At 32.4% G+C, this 14,459-nt stretch carries 12 protein-coding genes and 1 other annotated feature; of the genes, 6 read left to right on the top strand and 6 right to left on the bottom strand.

Annotated elements, in window-relative coordinates; all coding sequences use genetic code 11:
- Window positions 1-11 precede the first annotated feature (11 nt).
- Window positions 12-392, top strand: coding sequence for a DUF4363 family protein (locus tag BN1075_RS10325; protein WP_040193066.1), 381 nt, complete (start codon window positions 12-14; stop codon window positions 390-392).
- A gap of 53 nt (window positions 393-445) precedes the next feature.
- Here BN1075_RS10325 and BN1075_RS10330 read toward each other — a convergent pair whose 3' ends face one another.
- Window positions 446-1,486 carry a nucleoid-associated protein gene (locus tag BN1075_RS10330; protein WP_040193067.1) on the bottom strand — a complete coding sequence of 347 codons (1,041 nt, stop codon included), beginning with the start codon at window positions 1,484-1,486 and terminating at the stop codon, window positions 446-448.
- Between the two features lie 559 nt (window positions 1,487-2,045).
- On the opposite strand from BN1075_RS10330, the gene BN1075_RS10335 reads away from it, so the two are divergent.
- The 5 genes from BN1075_RS10335 to leuS all read left to right on the top strand — a co-directional run bounded on the left by BN1075_RS10335 (window position 2,046) and on the right by leuS (window position 7,666).
- Complete coding sequence (locus BN1075_RS10335; RefSeq protein ID WP_040193068.1) at window positions 2,046-2,594, top strand: class IV adenylate cyclase; 549 nt, start codon at window positions 2,046-2,048, stop codon at window positions 2,592-2,594.
- Window positions 2,594-3,475, top strand: a complete 882-nt coding sequence (locus BN1075_RS10340) for a DUF5685 family protein (protein ID WP_040193069.1) — start codon at window positions 2,594-2,596, stop codon at window positions 3,473-3,475. The genes BN1075_RS10335 and BN1075_RS10340 overlap by 1 nt, the downstream gene beginning before the upstream one ends.
- Complete coding sequence (locus tag BN1075_RS10345) at window positions 3,459-4,094, top strand: J domain-containing protein (RefSeq protein ID WP_040193070.1); 636 nt, start codon at window positions 3,459-3,461, stop codon at window positions 4,092-4,094. The genes BN1075_RS10340 and BN1075_RS10345 overlap by 17 nt, the downstream gene beginning before the upstream one ends.
- Window positions 4,095-4,407: 313 nt before the next feature.
- On the top strand, window positions 4,408-4,911 hold the full coding sequence (locus tag BN1075_RS10350; protein WP_040193071.1) for a hypothetical protein: 504 nt from the start codon (window positions 4,408-4,410) through the stop codon (window positions 4,909-4,911).
- A gap of 48 nt (window positions 4,912-4,959) precedes the next feature.
- Window positions 4,960-5,167, top strand: a binding site (T-box leader).
- A gap of 63 nt (window positions 5,168-5,230) precedes the next feature.
- On the top strand, window positions 5,231-7,666 hold the full coding sequence (gene leuS / locus BN1075_RS10355) for a leucine--tRNA ligase (RefSeq protein ID WP_040193072.1): 2,436 nt from the start codon (window positions 5,231-5,233) through the stop codon (window positions 7,664-7,666).
- A 47-nt stretch (window positions 7,667-7,713) separates the two neighbouring features.
- Here the strand turns inward: leuS and BN1075_RS10360 are convergent, their stop codons facing one another.
- From BN1075_RS10360 to amrA, 5 genes are all read right to left on the bottom strand, one after another.
- Window positions 7,714-9,009, bottom strand: a complete 1,296-nt coding sequence (locus tag BN1075_RS10360) for a metallopeptidase TldD-related protein (protein ID WP_040193073.1) — start codon at window positions 9,007-9,009, stop codon at window positions 7,714-7,716.
- A gap of 1 nt (window position 9,010) precedes the next feature.
- The gene (locus BN1075_RS10365) at window positions 9,011-10,393 is read right to left on the bottom strand and encodes a TldD/PmbA family protein (protein ID WP_040193074.1); all 1,383 of its coding nucleotides are present in this window, start codon (window positions 10,391-10,393) and stop codon (window positions 9,011-9,013) included.
- Between the two features lie 143 nt (window positions 10,394-10,536).
- The gene (locus BN1075_RS10370; RefSeq protein WP_040193075.1) at window positions 10,537-11,325 is read right to left on the bottom strand and encodes a GTP diphosphokinase; all 789 of its coding nucleotides are present in this window, start codon (window positions 11,323-11,325) and stop codon (window positions 10,537-10,539) included.
- Between the two features lie 148 nt (window positions 11,326-11,473).
- Window positions 11,474-12,796, bottom strand: coding sequence for an NCS2 family permease (locus BN1075_RS10375; protein ID WP_040193076.1), 1,323 nt, complete (start codon window positions 12,794-12,796; stop codon window positions 11,474-11,476).
- Window positions 12,797-12,980: 184 nt separating this feature from the next.
- Window positions 12,981-14,378, bottom strand: coding sequence for an AmmeMemoRadiSam system protein A (gene amrA, locus BN1075_RS10380; protein WP_040193077.1), 1,398 nt, complete (start codon window positions 14,376-14,378; stop codon window positions 12,981-12,983).
- Window positions 14,379-14,459 lie beyond the last annotated feature (81 nt).

Raw genomic sequence — 14,459 nt, forward strand, 5'->3', positions numbered from 1 at the left:
GAGAAATAGATATGAAAAATATGATTGGAACTTCTATTATTTTTATAATCATGCTAGTTTTTCTTTTTTTTGCAAGCAGATATATAACCTTAACTTGTGATAAAATGTTAGAAGTAACCTGTCAGATAGAAGATAATCTAGTTGATAATAAGTGGGATGAAAGTTACATGCTTTCATTCGAGCTTTTAAATATTTACGAAGGACATGTCAGCAATTTAACCATATTTCTAAATCACTTAGACTTTCATAATATTTATAACGAAATTATAAAATTAAGCCAATATACAAAATGTGAAACCGAAGATGAAGCCTTAGCTTCCATTCATGTAATTAAAGCACTACTTAAAGAAGTTAAAGAAATGGAATCACTTTCTATAAGTAATATATTTTGATTTATATGTGCTAAAAAAGACACAGGACCTAAAATTCAAGTCCTGTGTCTTTTCTATTTCTCAGTGTAATTTCTAATATGTTTTATAATCATATTTATACTTCCATCGCCAACTCTTTCAATCTCAAAACGATTCAAATCATTATAAGCTTCTTCAGAAATATACAAATCTATATCTTTATCTATTTTAAGTCTTACACGTTTTAACTTTTTCTCTACCCATTGCTTATCTAATTCAATGTTTTCACTTACTCCGCTTTCGATTGCATAAGTTCTAAAGTTTTGCTTTAACTCTTCATCTGCTCCAAAAACTTCCTCAGTAAATGTATCTAAATTTATAGACTCCTCTTCCTTAAGCCTTCTTTTAATTTCTCTACGTACAACCTCTTGACCATCTGCATTTTCTTTTAAGGCGCTTTGAGTCCACTTTTCGGCAGCCTTTATAAACTGTTTTGTCTTGTCTCTTCCATTTTCTATAATTGTACAACCAAGATAATTTTCAATGAAGTAATTCGTACCATAATCATTGTCATCTTTATTATTCTTTGGTTGTTTGTCTATAACTAATAAATCATATGGATTTTCTTCTCTTAATGGTCTTATAAAAGCACATTTTTGAATTCTTCCGCTGCTTGTAGGAAGACCTGTAAACTGCGGTACTATATGTATACCAATTTTTCCTTCAACAAATTCTACATTATGCATGTAATTCTTTATATAATCCATCTTGAAAATCCCTATAAAAGGACCATGTTCAGTTGTAAAGGCCACTGTAAGCAAATCGCAAGAAGGTATATTCCCTTTTGCTCTCATTAAAATAAACATCTGACTTGCCAATTCCTTCGATACATTAATCAAGTCATTTTCTCCACTTAAATATTCTTCTGATACTTCCTTGACTATATTTCTTTCTTTATTGAAAATGGCATATTTCAATTCCTCATCCTTTAAACACCTTTGAACATGCTTAAATACAAATTCATATACTTCTTCTGTTAACTGAAGTGGATACTCATTTAGTATTGCTTCATCTGAATTGTTATCTAAGATATGAATTATGGCGTCTAGTATATTAATCTCATTTATGTATTCCATAATTATTACCTCTCTTTCTCACCCATGTTATTTATAAACGGCCCAGCCTTCGAAGAATAAATTTCTCAAAGATCAATATTGACCTGCTCAAAGTATAAATTTTATCAACCATTTATGTAAAATTACTTTTCAACAAAATTCTCTCTTTCCAAATTATATCCTATATTATATTATCCCATTTTAATTGATTTGAAAACTCAATATTTTGTTAGAATTTAGGAGAACCTCTTTAAGATAACGAATTTCTTCAATTTATATATTTTTTTTTAACAATATGGATAAAAATTGTTATAATCTTTTACATAGGGTATAATGACATAGATAAGGAAACTCCTTTTCATATTCATTCAAAGGAGTAAGTTCTATTTAACCAAATCAAAGATTTGGAATATCACTTAAGGAAACTCCTTTTCATATTCATTCAAAGGAGTAAGTTCTATTTAACCAAATCAAAGATTTGGAATATCACTTAAGGAAACTCCTTCTCATATTCATTCAAAGGAGTAAGTTCTATTTACTAAATTATAAATTTAGATGCCAACTAAGGAGAGTGTTACACTTGCAAGAGATTGAAACAAGAATAATTAAAATAGATGTGAATAAAATTAAAGAGAAACTTATTAATCTTGGTTGTAAAAAAGTTAAAGATGAAAATCAAATTAATAATCTTTATGATTTTCCAGATAGAAGAATGCTTAATAAAAAAGGCTATGCACGTATTAGAATTGTTGAAGACAATTTAAATAATGTAGTAGTTAATTATATGACCACAAAAAAATTACTTAGTCAAGAAAAATATAAAATTATGGAGGAAAATGAAGTAATTATAGACAATAGTACTATAGGTGCTCAGATTTTCACTTCTTTAGGTTTAGAATTAGTAGAATCTATAAAAAAACATAGAGAAAGCTATCAGTTCAAAACCTCTCTTATAGAAATAGATATAAATGACCCTAGCTTCTGTCCTTTTCCTTACTTAGAAATTGAAGGAACCAACGAAGATGAAATAAAAGAAATCGTAGCCCTTCTTGGTTACACCATGGAAGATACAACTTCTAAAACAATATATGAGTTACTACAAAGTGAAGGGATAGTTAAGGGAGTATAATGTTCGGATATGTCATGCCATATAAGTTAGAACTTAAAATAAAAGACTATGAGATGTTTAAAGCATATTACTGTGGTTTATGTATTTCAATAAAAGAAAACTTTTCAAACCTTTGCAGATTATCATTAAATTATGATATGACTTTTCTTGGAATACTGTTAGACAGCTTTTCAGAAGAGAAAAATTCCTACGAGGTTAGCAAATGTATTGCTCATCCCTTAAAGAAAAAGCCAAAGGTTATTAATAATAAAGCTTTGAACTATGCTGCATTCTGTAATGTAGCATTAGTTTATTATAAACTTTTAGATGACTATACCGATGATAATGCTATTAACAAAAAACTTCTTTCCTTATACTTAAAAAAGTTTATTGAGAAGGAAAACCTGGAATTAAAACCTCTGCTTAAAAACATTGAGGATAACATAACAAAACTTACTGAACTTGAAAATTCAAAAGAATGTATATCTATCGATGAATTAAGTCATAGCTTTGCAGACTTAACTGGATTTCTTATATCTTTTTATTTCAAAGATAAGGATTTCCACCAAGAACTCTATAAGCTTGGCTATAATTTAGGCAGATGGATCTATATCATAGATGCCTATGATGATTTAGAAGAGGACTTAAAAAAACAAAAGTTTAATGCAATAAATAAAGCCTTCAATACTGAAGGATTATCCTTTGAAGAACTTATTAAAGCTCAACGTGATAGAATTGAATTTAACCTGATGATGAGTGCTAGTTCAACGGTTGATGCATTAAATAATTTACCGATTGAAAAAAACGGTGATTTACTCTTTAACATACTACAATTTGGACTTATGAATAAAATAGAAAGTATAAAATCAAGGAGTGACAAAAAAGATGAAAAATCCATATGAAGTACTTGGCATTAAAGAAACTGCCACCCCAGACGAAATAAAAAAAGCATATAGAGAATTAGTTAAACAATACCATCCAGATAAATATGAAAATAACCCCTTAAAGGACTTAGCTGAAGAAAAATTAAGAGATATTAATGAAGCCTATGACACCCTTACGAAAAAAGGAAATGCTTCATCAAACGGTTATGGAAGTTCTTCTTCCTCTAACGGTTACAATACTTCTCATAACACGAGCTATAATACTAGCAGCAACTATGGAAATTTACAACAGGTCAGAATGGATATAAACAGAGGTAACATCGGTGGAGCTGAAGCTACTCTTAACAGCATTACTAATAGAAATGCTGAATGGAATTTCCTTATGGGAATAATCCATTATAGAAAAGGCTGGCATGACAGCGCTTTTAACTATATCAACACAGCCTGCACAATGGAGCCAAACAACTTTGAATATAGACAAACATTAAACCAATTGACTAGAACTCAAAATTCCTATAGAAATACTTATTATGGACGCAGAAACAGTTCTGATGATATGTGCAACACATGCTTGAATCTTTGGATGCTCGATACCTGCTGTGAATGTATGGGTGGAGATTGCATAAGCTGTATGTAGCTATATAAAAAATTGTCATACCCAACGAAATTAATACCTATTTAAATTAAGAATTAAAAATGTAGATCACAGAATAGTGGATGAAATTCCTTGGGAATTTATACATTTTTTATTAATGAAGAAATCCAGCTCTTGCTAGATCTCCTCCTCATTCTTAATTCTACATTCTAGCATTCTAAATTCAAATCTATCTTGTTCATTTTGAAAAAATAGTCTTGGTTAAGCTAAATCATAGATGTACTCTATGAAAGTTTCATTAACCAAATCAAAGATTTGGAGTGTCACCTTTAGGCACTCACTTAGGAGGGTTGTTATGAAAAATTCTTCTGCTTCAAATGTTGCTAAAGGCGGGCTACTAGTAGCCTTAACCCTTGTAATATTATATGCTGCAAATTTTATAACCTTTAATACTCTGTTTTTACTTGGATTAACTTCAGCCTTAATACCACTAGCAATAATCATTAGTGATGTTCCTACAAGTATTATGGTGTACGTAGCCTCAGCTATTTTAAGCTATTTAATCATTCCAGATAAAACCTTATGGCTGCTATACACTATTGTTTTTGGACCCTATGGAATAGTTAAGCTTTTCATTGAAAAACGCAGAAGTACAGTAATAGAAATTATTTTAAAGTTAATTTACTTTAATGCTGTAATAGCATTTACCTTCTTCATCTATAAGAGCTTTTTCATGCCAAATGCAGAGCTACAGTACTCTATAGCCTTAGTAATTTTGGTTGGAAATATCGCTTTCTTTGTATTTGATTATGTTCTAACAGTGTTTGTTAACAGTATAAGAAATAGAAGGTTTAAATAACTTGACATAAACATTAGGTTTATGTATAATTTTAAACAAACTAAATAAATTATTGCAGTGATTAGGAGTAGTAATATAATTTTCACTTTCAGAGAGCTACAGTTTGGTGTGATGTAGTAGTGCGCTTATATGAACTTGCCTAGGAGCTTACTTGTCAGAAGCAAGTACGGATTCAAAACCGTTATTTTATTAAGAGGAATCTATTTGTAAGATTCAATTAGAGTGGTACCGCGGAACTATAGCTTTCGTCTCTGTTTATTCAGAGACAAAGGCTTTTTTTATTTTGTAAAATATTTTCTTATTAACGAGGAGGATTACTATGGCTAGATACGGAACTGCTACCGATAGAAAGTGGCAGCAAAAATGGGAAGAAACTAACCTATACAAATTTGATAAAGATAAAATGGATAAAAAATTATACGTCCTTGAGATGTTCTCTTATCCATCAGGAAGCCAGCTTCACGCTGGACACTGGTTTAACTATGGACCAGTAGACTCTTGGGCAAGAATGAAGAGAATGCAAGGTTACAACGTGTTCCAACCGATGGGCTTTGATGCCTTTGGATTACCAGCTGAAAACTACGCAATAAAAACTGGTATTCACCCTAAGGATTCAACTGACCAAAATATCGCTACAATGGAAACTCAATTAAAAGCTATGGGGGCAATGTTCAACTGGGAAAACGAAGTTGTCACTTGCAGACCTGATTACTATAAGTGGACTCAATGGTTATTCTTAAAACTTTATGAAAAAGGTCTTGCTTACAGAAAGAATGCTCCAGTAAACTGGTGCCCTAGCTGTAGTACAGTTCTTGCAAATGAGCAGGTTGTTGAAGGTCACTGTGAAAGATGTGACAGTGAGGTTACTAAAAAGAACCTTACTCAATGGTTCCTTAAAATCACAGATTATGCAGATGAGCTTTTAGAAGGTCTTGATGGGCTTGACTGGCCTGAAAAAACAAAGGCTATGCAAAAGCACTGGATAGGAAAATCAACTGGTTCAGAATTAACTTTCAAAGTTGTAAACTCTGATTTAGAATTCAACACTTTTACAACAAGAATAGATACTTTATTTGGAGTTACTTACGTTGTGCTTGCTCCTGAAAATGAGCTTGTTGATAAACTTACTACTCCTGAAAATAAAGAAGCAGTAGAAGCTTATAAAGACGCTTCTGCAAAACAGTCTGATATTGAAAGACAATCTATTTCAAGAGAAAAAACAGGAGTATTCACTGGTTCTTATGCAATCAACCCTATCAACGGACGTGAGATTCCAATCTGGGTTGGAGATTATGTTCTAAACACTTATGGTACTGGTGCTGTTATGGCTGTTCCTGCTCACGATGATCGTGACTTTGCATTTGCAACTAAATATAACCTTCCAATAGAAAGAGTTATAGACGGTGGAGAAGGTCTTCCATTTACTGAATTCGGGCCACTTGTTAACAGCGGAAAATTTGATGGGCTTATTGGTGAAGAAGCTAAGGATGCCATCGTTGAAGAACTTGCTAAAGATGGTCTTGGCAAGAAACAAGTTAACTACAGATTAAGAGACTGGCTTATATCAAGACAGAGATACTGGGGTGCTCCAATTCCAATGATTCACTGTAAAAAGTGTGGAACTGTACCAGTCCCAATGGAAAATCTACCAGTAGAGCTTCCATATGACGTAGATTTTGCACCAGACGGAAAATCTCCTCTTGCAAAATCAGAAGAATTCATGAATACAACTTGTCCTAAGTGTGGCGGACACGCACACCGTGATCCTGATACTCTAGATACATTCGTTTGTTCTTCATTCTATTATCTAAGATATCCTGATAACATGAATTCAGAAAAAGCCTTTGATACAGATTTAATAAATCAAATGCTTCCAGTAGATAAATATGTAGGAGGACCAGAGCACGCTTGCATGCACCTTCTATATGCTAGATTTATCACTAAAGCACTTAGAGATATGGGACTTTTAAACTTTGATGAGCCATTTAAATCTCTTACTCACCAAGGATTAATTCTTGGACCAGACGGACAAAAAATGAGTAAATCTAAAGGAAACACTATCTCTCCTGATGATTACATCAAGACTTATGGTTCAGACGTATTTAGAATGTATCTAATGTTTGGATTTGGATATGTTGACGGTGGAGCTTGGAGTGATGACGGAATTAAGTCTATAGGTAAGTTTGTTGATAGAATAGAAAGAACTCTTGATAACTGTATTGAAGTTATTAAAGGTGAAAATTCTAAATCTACAATAGATAAAGCTGAAAAAGAGCTTAACTTCTGGAGACATACTGCTATTAAAGGTGTAACTGAAGATAGTGAAAAACTTCAATTCAACACTGCTATAGCTAGAATGATGGAGTTCACAAACGCTCTTAACAAATACCTTGGTGAAGAAGTTAAAAACGGCGACTTCTTAAAAGAAGTTATTGTTGATTACGTAAAACTTCTTGCTCCATTTGCTCCTCATTTTTCTGAAGAGCAATGGGAGAACCTTGGAATGAACTACTCTGTATTCAATACTGAGTGGCCAACTTTTGATCCTTCAGCTTTAGTTAAGGATGAAGTTGAAATAGCAATCCAAATTAACGGTAAAATTAAAGCTAAAATAAATGTTTCTACTTCTGCTAATGATGAAGAAATTAAAGAAACAGCCTTAAATGATGCCCATGTAAAAGCTGCCCTTGAAGGAAAAACAGTTAGAAAAGTTATCGTTATTAAAGGAAGACTTGTAAATATAGTTGCAAACTAATTAAAATTAAAATGGTTAAGCCAAAACCTGGCTTAACCATTTTTTTATTATTCTTTTCCTGATATAGTAATACCATTAACCTTAATCCATGGTAAGGATGCATATCCCAAATTCAATACCTCTTTAGAAATGTCATCTATAGAATTAAATATGTCATATAAATTTCCACTAATCATGGTTTCCTTTAGAGGGAATTTAATTTCCCCCGCTTCAATATAATAGCTATTTTTAGCAACCCCCGAAAAATCTCCATTGGAAGCAGGCTCTCCCCCTGAAAATCTGCCAAGAATTATTCCTCTATCTGTTCCTTTTATCATTTCTTCAAGACTTTTCTCTCCAGGCTCAACCATTATTATATGTTCAGTAGGATTTAGCTTTAGTCCTGTCTTCTTCGCTCCATATTGACTTAATAAATAACTTTTCAATATTCCTTTTTCAATGTAGGTAACATTTTCAGCCTTAAATCCATCTTTTGTAACAAAAGCCTTACTGCTTATATCCGGGTGATTTGCATTACAGCTTATTGTAAGCTTCTCACTAGCCACTCTCTCATTTAGCTTATCTACTAAAATACTGGTTTTAGTAATTAAAGGCATGTCAGATAAAAAAGCATTGTTGTAAGACCTGATAAAATCTAAAAGACACTCCGGTGTTATTATCATGTTGCCATTAAACTTTCCATTTATTCCAGTACAACTTAACTGCTCAATGCTCTCCTCCAGCTTATTTCTTACATTTGAACACTCCAATAAATCTTCTGGAAGTTCATTTACACAAATTACTACAGCGTTAAAGGAGGACGATTTATCCCCTTCTTTTGCGGCATAAAATATATTAATCTCATATTCTCCGGTAGAAGTTTTAAAATCAACACCATTTGAATTTACAATATGCTCCTCTACTTTATTAAAGCAAACATAACTTTCATTGATCTTTAAGGATGGATACTGCTCTTTACAATCTCTTAAAAATTTGCAAATTACTCTATGAATCTTCTCAACATCGGCCTTGTCTTCACCATCCTTAAACTCCTCTGAATTTTGGTATGGAGCAATATCGTTATTTTCATCAACCTCTGATGCATCACACATATCCATTAAATCTGAAATTCTCTCCCTGATAAAGTCTTCTTCTAAATTTGTCATAGAAACCTTAGACATCTTATTAGCTTTAATGGCTCTTAAGGTTATTTCACTATGATTTGTGCTTCTAAATAGAACAATACCCGTTTCATTAAAGTTAATTTCCTCTTTATCATGTATAACTAAAGTATATTGGCTTTTATCAGCACCTTTTTCAGCCATATATTTAATACATCTGCTACCAAGTTCTGAATTAATCATATTATCTACCTCCAATATTCACCTTGCATTTTATTGATGGGCCTCCCATTCCAACTTTTATGAGCTGCTTCTTGCCACACCATCCTCCATTGCTCCACTTAAGTTCATCTGATACCATAGTTACACTTTTCAATACTTCAAATGCAATCCCAGAAATAGTAGTATCCAAAATTGCTCTTCCTAATTTTCCATTTTTAATTTCATAACCAAAGCTTATTCCAAACATAAACTCACTAGTAGTATCAGCTTGTCCATTTGTAGCACTTACAAGGTAATAACCATCTTCAATAGATGCTATCAGGTCCTCAAGTTTATCCACTCCTGGTGCAATACAAGTATTCCTCATTCTTATTAAAGGCTCATCGTAATATTCCGTAGCTCTTGCATTACCAGTAGGTTCAACATTAAAAATATTGGCTGTTTCCTTATTATGCATAAAGGATTTTAGTATACCCTTTTCCAAAACAACTACATCTTTTCCTTTTGTGCCTTCATCATCTATATATACTGGTACTGGACAAGTTTTACCATAAGCAGTATGTGCAAAATCAATTAAAGTAATCAATGGTGAAGCAACCTGTTTATTCATGTTATATCCAGCGATAGAACCACCAAGAACAAAATCTGCCTCTACAGTATGTCCAATGGCTTCATGGGCAAATAGACCAGCTATGGAAGAGTCAATAATAACATCCTTTAATCCAGCCTCTGCATACACTCCCTGAACTTTTTCTTTTAATTGCATATATAGCTTATGAATACCCTCATTTAAATCTGATGGTTCATCAAAATTATCTTCAAATTGTCCAAGACCGCCAAAGCTCTTAACAAGCTCAATAGGACTTCCCTCTCTATCCATAATCATTTTTACTACAACATTACTTCTAGGGGTAAGGGTATAATAATAGGCTCTTGAAGAAGTTAAAATCTGCTTTTCCATATCATCACAAGCTATTCTTACCATCACTGATGCCAAATCATTATAGGTTTCTTTTATGTGATTATATACAGCTTTAGCAAAATCAATTAATTCCTTTGTGGTTTTTTTTGCCTTTTTAGTTTCAAATGATTTCTCACAGGAATTCTCTTCAACCTTTAAAGGTTCAAAAGTCTTTTCTATATTTCTCTCTCTTAAATACTCTGCATTATATTTAGCTTTTAAAAGTACTTTTTCTATAGAACTATCATCCATATTAGAGCTGGACGCAAACCCCCAATTTCCTTCTATAAAACATCTTGCACTTACTCCTGCGCAATTGGTCTTCGAGTTTACTCTTACATCTCCATCAACAATCAAAATAGTTGTCGATAAATTTTCCTGCACTCTCAATTCAGTATATTCAGAAAATTTATCTTGGAATTTAGTTAAATCCATTATTTTCATTGACTTCTCCTCCTAAACTTCTATTAAAATCCAAGTTATATTATAATGATATACATTAATTACAAATTATTCAACTTATTTCGTTAAACTAAACAATAAGAGTACACAGTTGCTAAACCATGTACTCTTTACTTTATTTATATTTATTTATATCTATTTAACACTCTCTTAGTTTCCTCTAGTAAGCTGGTAAGTTCAAAAACTTCTCCACATTCTAAAAGCTTATTAAGCTCTTCTGTAAACCTTGATGCCTCTCCAATTTTACCTTGCGATGATAATGTGAGTATATTTTCCACGATATTACTTACTAAAGATGATTTTACCTCAAAGAGCTTTTGAGCATCCTTAATTTCATCCTTTATATTTAACATTTCCTCATCAAGATTAAAGGCTGCATCAGCTGCATTCTTAAGCTTAACTCGAATATCCGCAGGTATATCATGCTTATATTTATAGTTGAGTGAATGCTCTACTGTCGCCCAGAAGTTCATGGCTAATGTTCTAATCTGAAATTCAGCCAAAACCTCACACATTCCCTCTGACATATTAACTGGATACTTGATAATCATATGATAGCTTCTATAGCCACTAGATTTAACATTAGTTATATAATCCTTCTCATATATTATCTGCATATCTTTTCTATTTCTTATAATGTTAACTACCTTATCAATATCATCAACAAATTGACACATGATTCTAAGCCCTGCAATGTCTTCCATTTCATATTGGATTCTCTCAAGGGGTATATCGAATTTATTCGCCTTTTCTAGAATACTTGAAACTTCTTTAACTCTTCCAGTAACAAATTCTATTGGCGAATATTCACTTTTTCTTCTAAGCTCTTTTCTTATACTTCTTAATTTAACCTTCAATTCCTCAACAGCTTGGTCGTAGGGAATTAAAAAGCTTTTCCATTCAATAACTGCCATATACTACATTCCTTTTCATACCAATTGCTAAAAGCAAATTAATTATAACATATACTCACTAGTTGTGCTAGTTAAGAAACTTTTACACTTCTTAACATAAAAATACCACCACAAAAGTCTGCGATGGTATCAATATATCTTTTTAAAATTATATTAAAAACTTTAATAGGAATACTATTCCTACGATTACTGTAGTAATACTAATTTCTTTTCTTTTTCCTGTGAAAACTTTAAGTACTATATATGATATAACTCCAAATACTATGCCATCTGATATACTATAAGCTAAAGGCATCATAATTATTGTTAAAAATGCTGGTATGGCTTCAGTAAAGTCAAGTAAATCAATTTCTTTTATTGGCTCAATCATGAATAATCCAACTAGAACTAACGCACAACATGTTACCGCTGGAGTTATTGATGCAAATAATGGCGAGAAAAATAAAGCTAATGTAAACATAATTGCTGTTGAAACTGAAGTGAGTCCAGTTCTTCCACCTTCAGCAACTCCGGCAGCACTCTCAACAAAGGTACTTACTGTACTTGTTCCAACACATGCTCCAAAAGTTGTTCCAATGGCATCAGCAAATAAAGCTTTCTTTATGTTTGGTACCTTGCCATTCTCATCTAACATTTTAGCCTTTGTTGCAACTCCAACTAAAGTTCCTATGGTATCAAACATATCCATAAATAAAAGTGTAAATAAAACTATTGCCATATCCAAAGTAAATATATTATGCCACTCAAATTTTAAAAATACTGAGCTGATTGATGGAGGCATACTAATTATGCTCTCTGGTAATGGTGTAACTCCCATTGGAATTCCGATTACTGCAGTGACAATCATTCCAATGAATAAAGCACCTTTAATATTCTTAGCTAAAAGAATACCTGTAATAAGAATTCCTATTATTGCAAGTAATGCAGCTCCTTCAGTAATATTTCCCAGGGCAAGAATTGTACCGCCGCCTTGTGGATGAACAATTATTCCTGCTCCCTCAAGACCAATTAAAGCAATAAATAATCCTATACCAACAGATATTGCTTTTTTTATATTAGATGGAATTGAGTCCACTATAGCTTCACGAACATTAAATAAAGTTAAAAGTATAAATATAATACCTTCTAAAAATACTGCTGTTAATGCAAATTGAAAAGAATATCCCATTCCAAGAACTACAGTAAAGGCAAAATAAGCATTTAAACCCATACCAGGTGCTTGAGCAAAAGGTAATTTTGCATAGATACCCATTATTAAAGTTGAAACTACTGCTGATAAAGCTGTTGCAGTAAATACTGCTCCACTGTCCATTCCTGCAGCAGATAAAATAGATGGGTTAACGATTAAGATATATGCCATTGTCATGAATGTAGTAATTCCAGCTACCATTTCTGTTCTTACATTTGTATCATTTTTTGAAAGCCCGAAATAACTATCAAGCCTTCCACCCTTTTTAAATAAGTTTTTCATCGAATCCCTCTTTCGTAAATAAAATCACTCCGGTTTCATATAATAATTGAATTTCTTATGTTTTGCAATAGTTTTAGTGAACATTTTTTAATTTGATTGTTGTTTTTATCGTTTTTACCCCTATTTACGGACCTTTAAAGTCGAATTCCGTATGCAATGTTCGTGTTTTTCACAAGTTTCTTCTTTATTCAGACTCTTCCCATTCCTTAAATCTTTCCACTTTAAAACGCTCTAACTTATAAGCCTCCGAAGGAGATATATTTCCCTTACTCATTGCAATTTGAAGCTGCTGTTCCTTTGTATCAACACCATCTAAATTGGGTAAAAGAAGTCCTTTTTTACTTCCTGAAGTTACAATTACTCCATAGCAGGCTGGATCTAAGTCCTCAAAATCTGCAGGCTCTGGAGGATATAATAAATCCACGGAAATATCTATGTCCATTAATTCCCCAGCTTTAACTGGATGAAACCTTGGGTCATCAAGAGCTGCACTAATAGAATTTCTAATGATCTCTTCCCCTACACATGATGTAGTTGGCTCTATAGTACCAATGCAGCCTCTAAGTTCTCCATCAGCTTTTAAAGATACAAACACACCTTTCTTATCCAATATAAGAGCTTCCTCTTCTATGTCATCTATGTTCAATAAAGTTCCTGAGCTATAGTAACTGTCTAAATTTTTTCTTGCCAATCTTGTATAAGGTGATCCCTCCTTAATTTTTCTTTCATGTTCCTTCCTTTTTTCTTCAACAACAGCCTTATAAAGATCTCCACTGCCCTCTTGAAAATCCATAACTGCATATCCTACTCCTAATGGACCTTCATAACTATATAACTTTGTTTTTATTTTTTCTGTGCTAATAATCCCTGCTAATATATATAATGATCTTAAACCACACTCACCAGCATCCATAATCAACCTTTTATTTATATTAAATATTCCCTTTAAATCTCCTGACTGTAACACTTCAATTAAAGTTTTGTCAAATTCATTTCCATTAGGACTATATTCGTAAGGGCCGTCCTTTGTTAACCTATGTGACAAATCGCCTGATGCTATTACAACTATATTTTTATTTGACTCCTTAGCAGCCCTTCTTATAGCTAATCCAAACTTTAAAAGCTCTGTGGCTGATAAAAATCCATAAGTAACGTGTATTAAATCATAGCTTCTATTCTTATCAATAAAATAAAGTGGAACCATGGCCCCATGGTCCAGCTCAAAAGGTACATTATATCTAACAGAACTTTTCTCATTAATTTCTGCAACTTGGATTCCATAGTTATTAGCATTATCTATAATACTTTTGGTTAATTTTAAATCTATATGACAATTAAACTCTACCTGTGGAGCTCCAAATTTTCCAAAATCACCTTTCAGTTCCTTGGATGTAATCATTGCAACCGCATCTTTAAACACAACTCCATGAGGAGAAATTATTATTATAGTATCTGGATTTACAGCATTAATTTTTTCACCAATCTGAATGCAAGCTTTTACTGTATTAATTACCTTTCTTTCTTCACCTTGACCTATCTCTGGAATTATTACAGGCGGATGTGGCATAAGAAAATAATTCATTTGATCTTCACCCCTTACATAAAATTCATATGACTTGATATTATATTATTCCAATACCATAAATAATAATCCAAAATTAAA

The organism is Clostridium culturomicium (assembly GCF_000821305.1).
GTDB lineage: Bacteria > Bacillota > Clostridia > Clostridiales > Clostridiaceae > Clostridium_J > Clostridium_J culturomicium.

What these genes read in the sequence shown, in the direction of transcription:
- BN1075_RS10325 (WP_040193066.1), top strand. Translation starts at nt 12, where the DNA reads ATGAAAAATATGATTGGAACTTCTATTATTTTTATAATCATGCTAGTT.
- BN1075_RS10330 (WP_040193067.1), bottom strand. Translation starts at nt 1,486, where the DNA reads ATGGAATACATAAATGAGATTAATATACTAGACGCCATAATTCATATC.
- BN1075_RS10340 (WP_040193069.1), top strand. Translation starts at nt 2,594, where the DNA reads ATGTTCGGATATGTCATGCCATATAAGTTAGAACTTAAAATAAAAGAC.
- BN1075_RS10345 (WP_040193070.1), top strand. Translation starts at nt 3,459, where the DNA reads ATGAAAAATCCATATGAAGTACTTGGCATTAAAGAAACTGCCACCCCA.
- BN1075_RS10350 (WP_040193071.1), top strand. Translation starts at nt 4,408, where the DNA reads ATGAAAAATTCTTCTGCTTCAAATGTTGCTAAAGGCGGGCTACTAGTA.
- leuS (WP_040193072.1), top strand. Translation starts at nt 5,231, where the DNA reads ATGGCTAGATACGGAACTGCTACCGATAGAAAGTGGCAGCAAAAATGG.
- BN1075_RS10360 (WP_040193073.1), bottom strand. Translation starts at nt 9,009, where the DNA reads ATGATTAATTCAGAACTTGGTAGCAGATGTATTAAATATATGGCTGAA.
- BN1075_RS10365 (WP_040193074.1), bottom strand. Translation starts at nt 10,393, where the DNA reads ATGAAAATAATGGATTTAACTAAATTCCAAGATAAATTTTCTGAATAT.
- BN1075_RS10370 (WP_040193075.1), bottom strand. Translation starts at nt 11,325, where the DNA reads ATGGCAGTTATTGAATGGAAAAGCTTTTTAATTCCCTACGACCAAGCT.
- BN1075_RS10375 (WP_040193076.1), bottom strand. Translation starts at nt 12,796, where the DNA reads ATGAAAAACTTATTTAAAAAGGGTGGAAGGCTTGATAGTTATTTCGGG.
- amrA (WP_040193077.1), bottom strand. Translation starts at nt 14,378, where the DNA reads ATGAATTATTTTCTTATGCCACATCCGCCTGTAATAATTCCAGAGATA.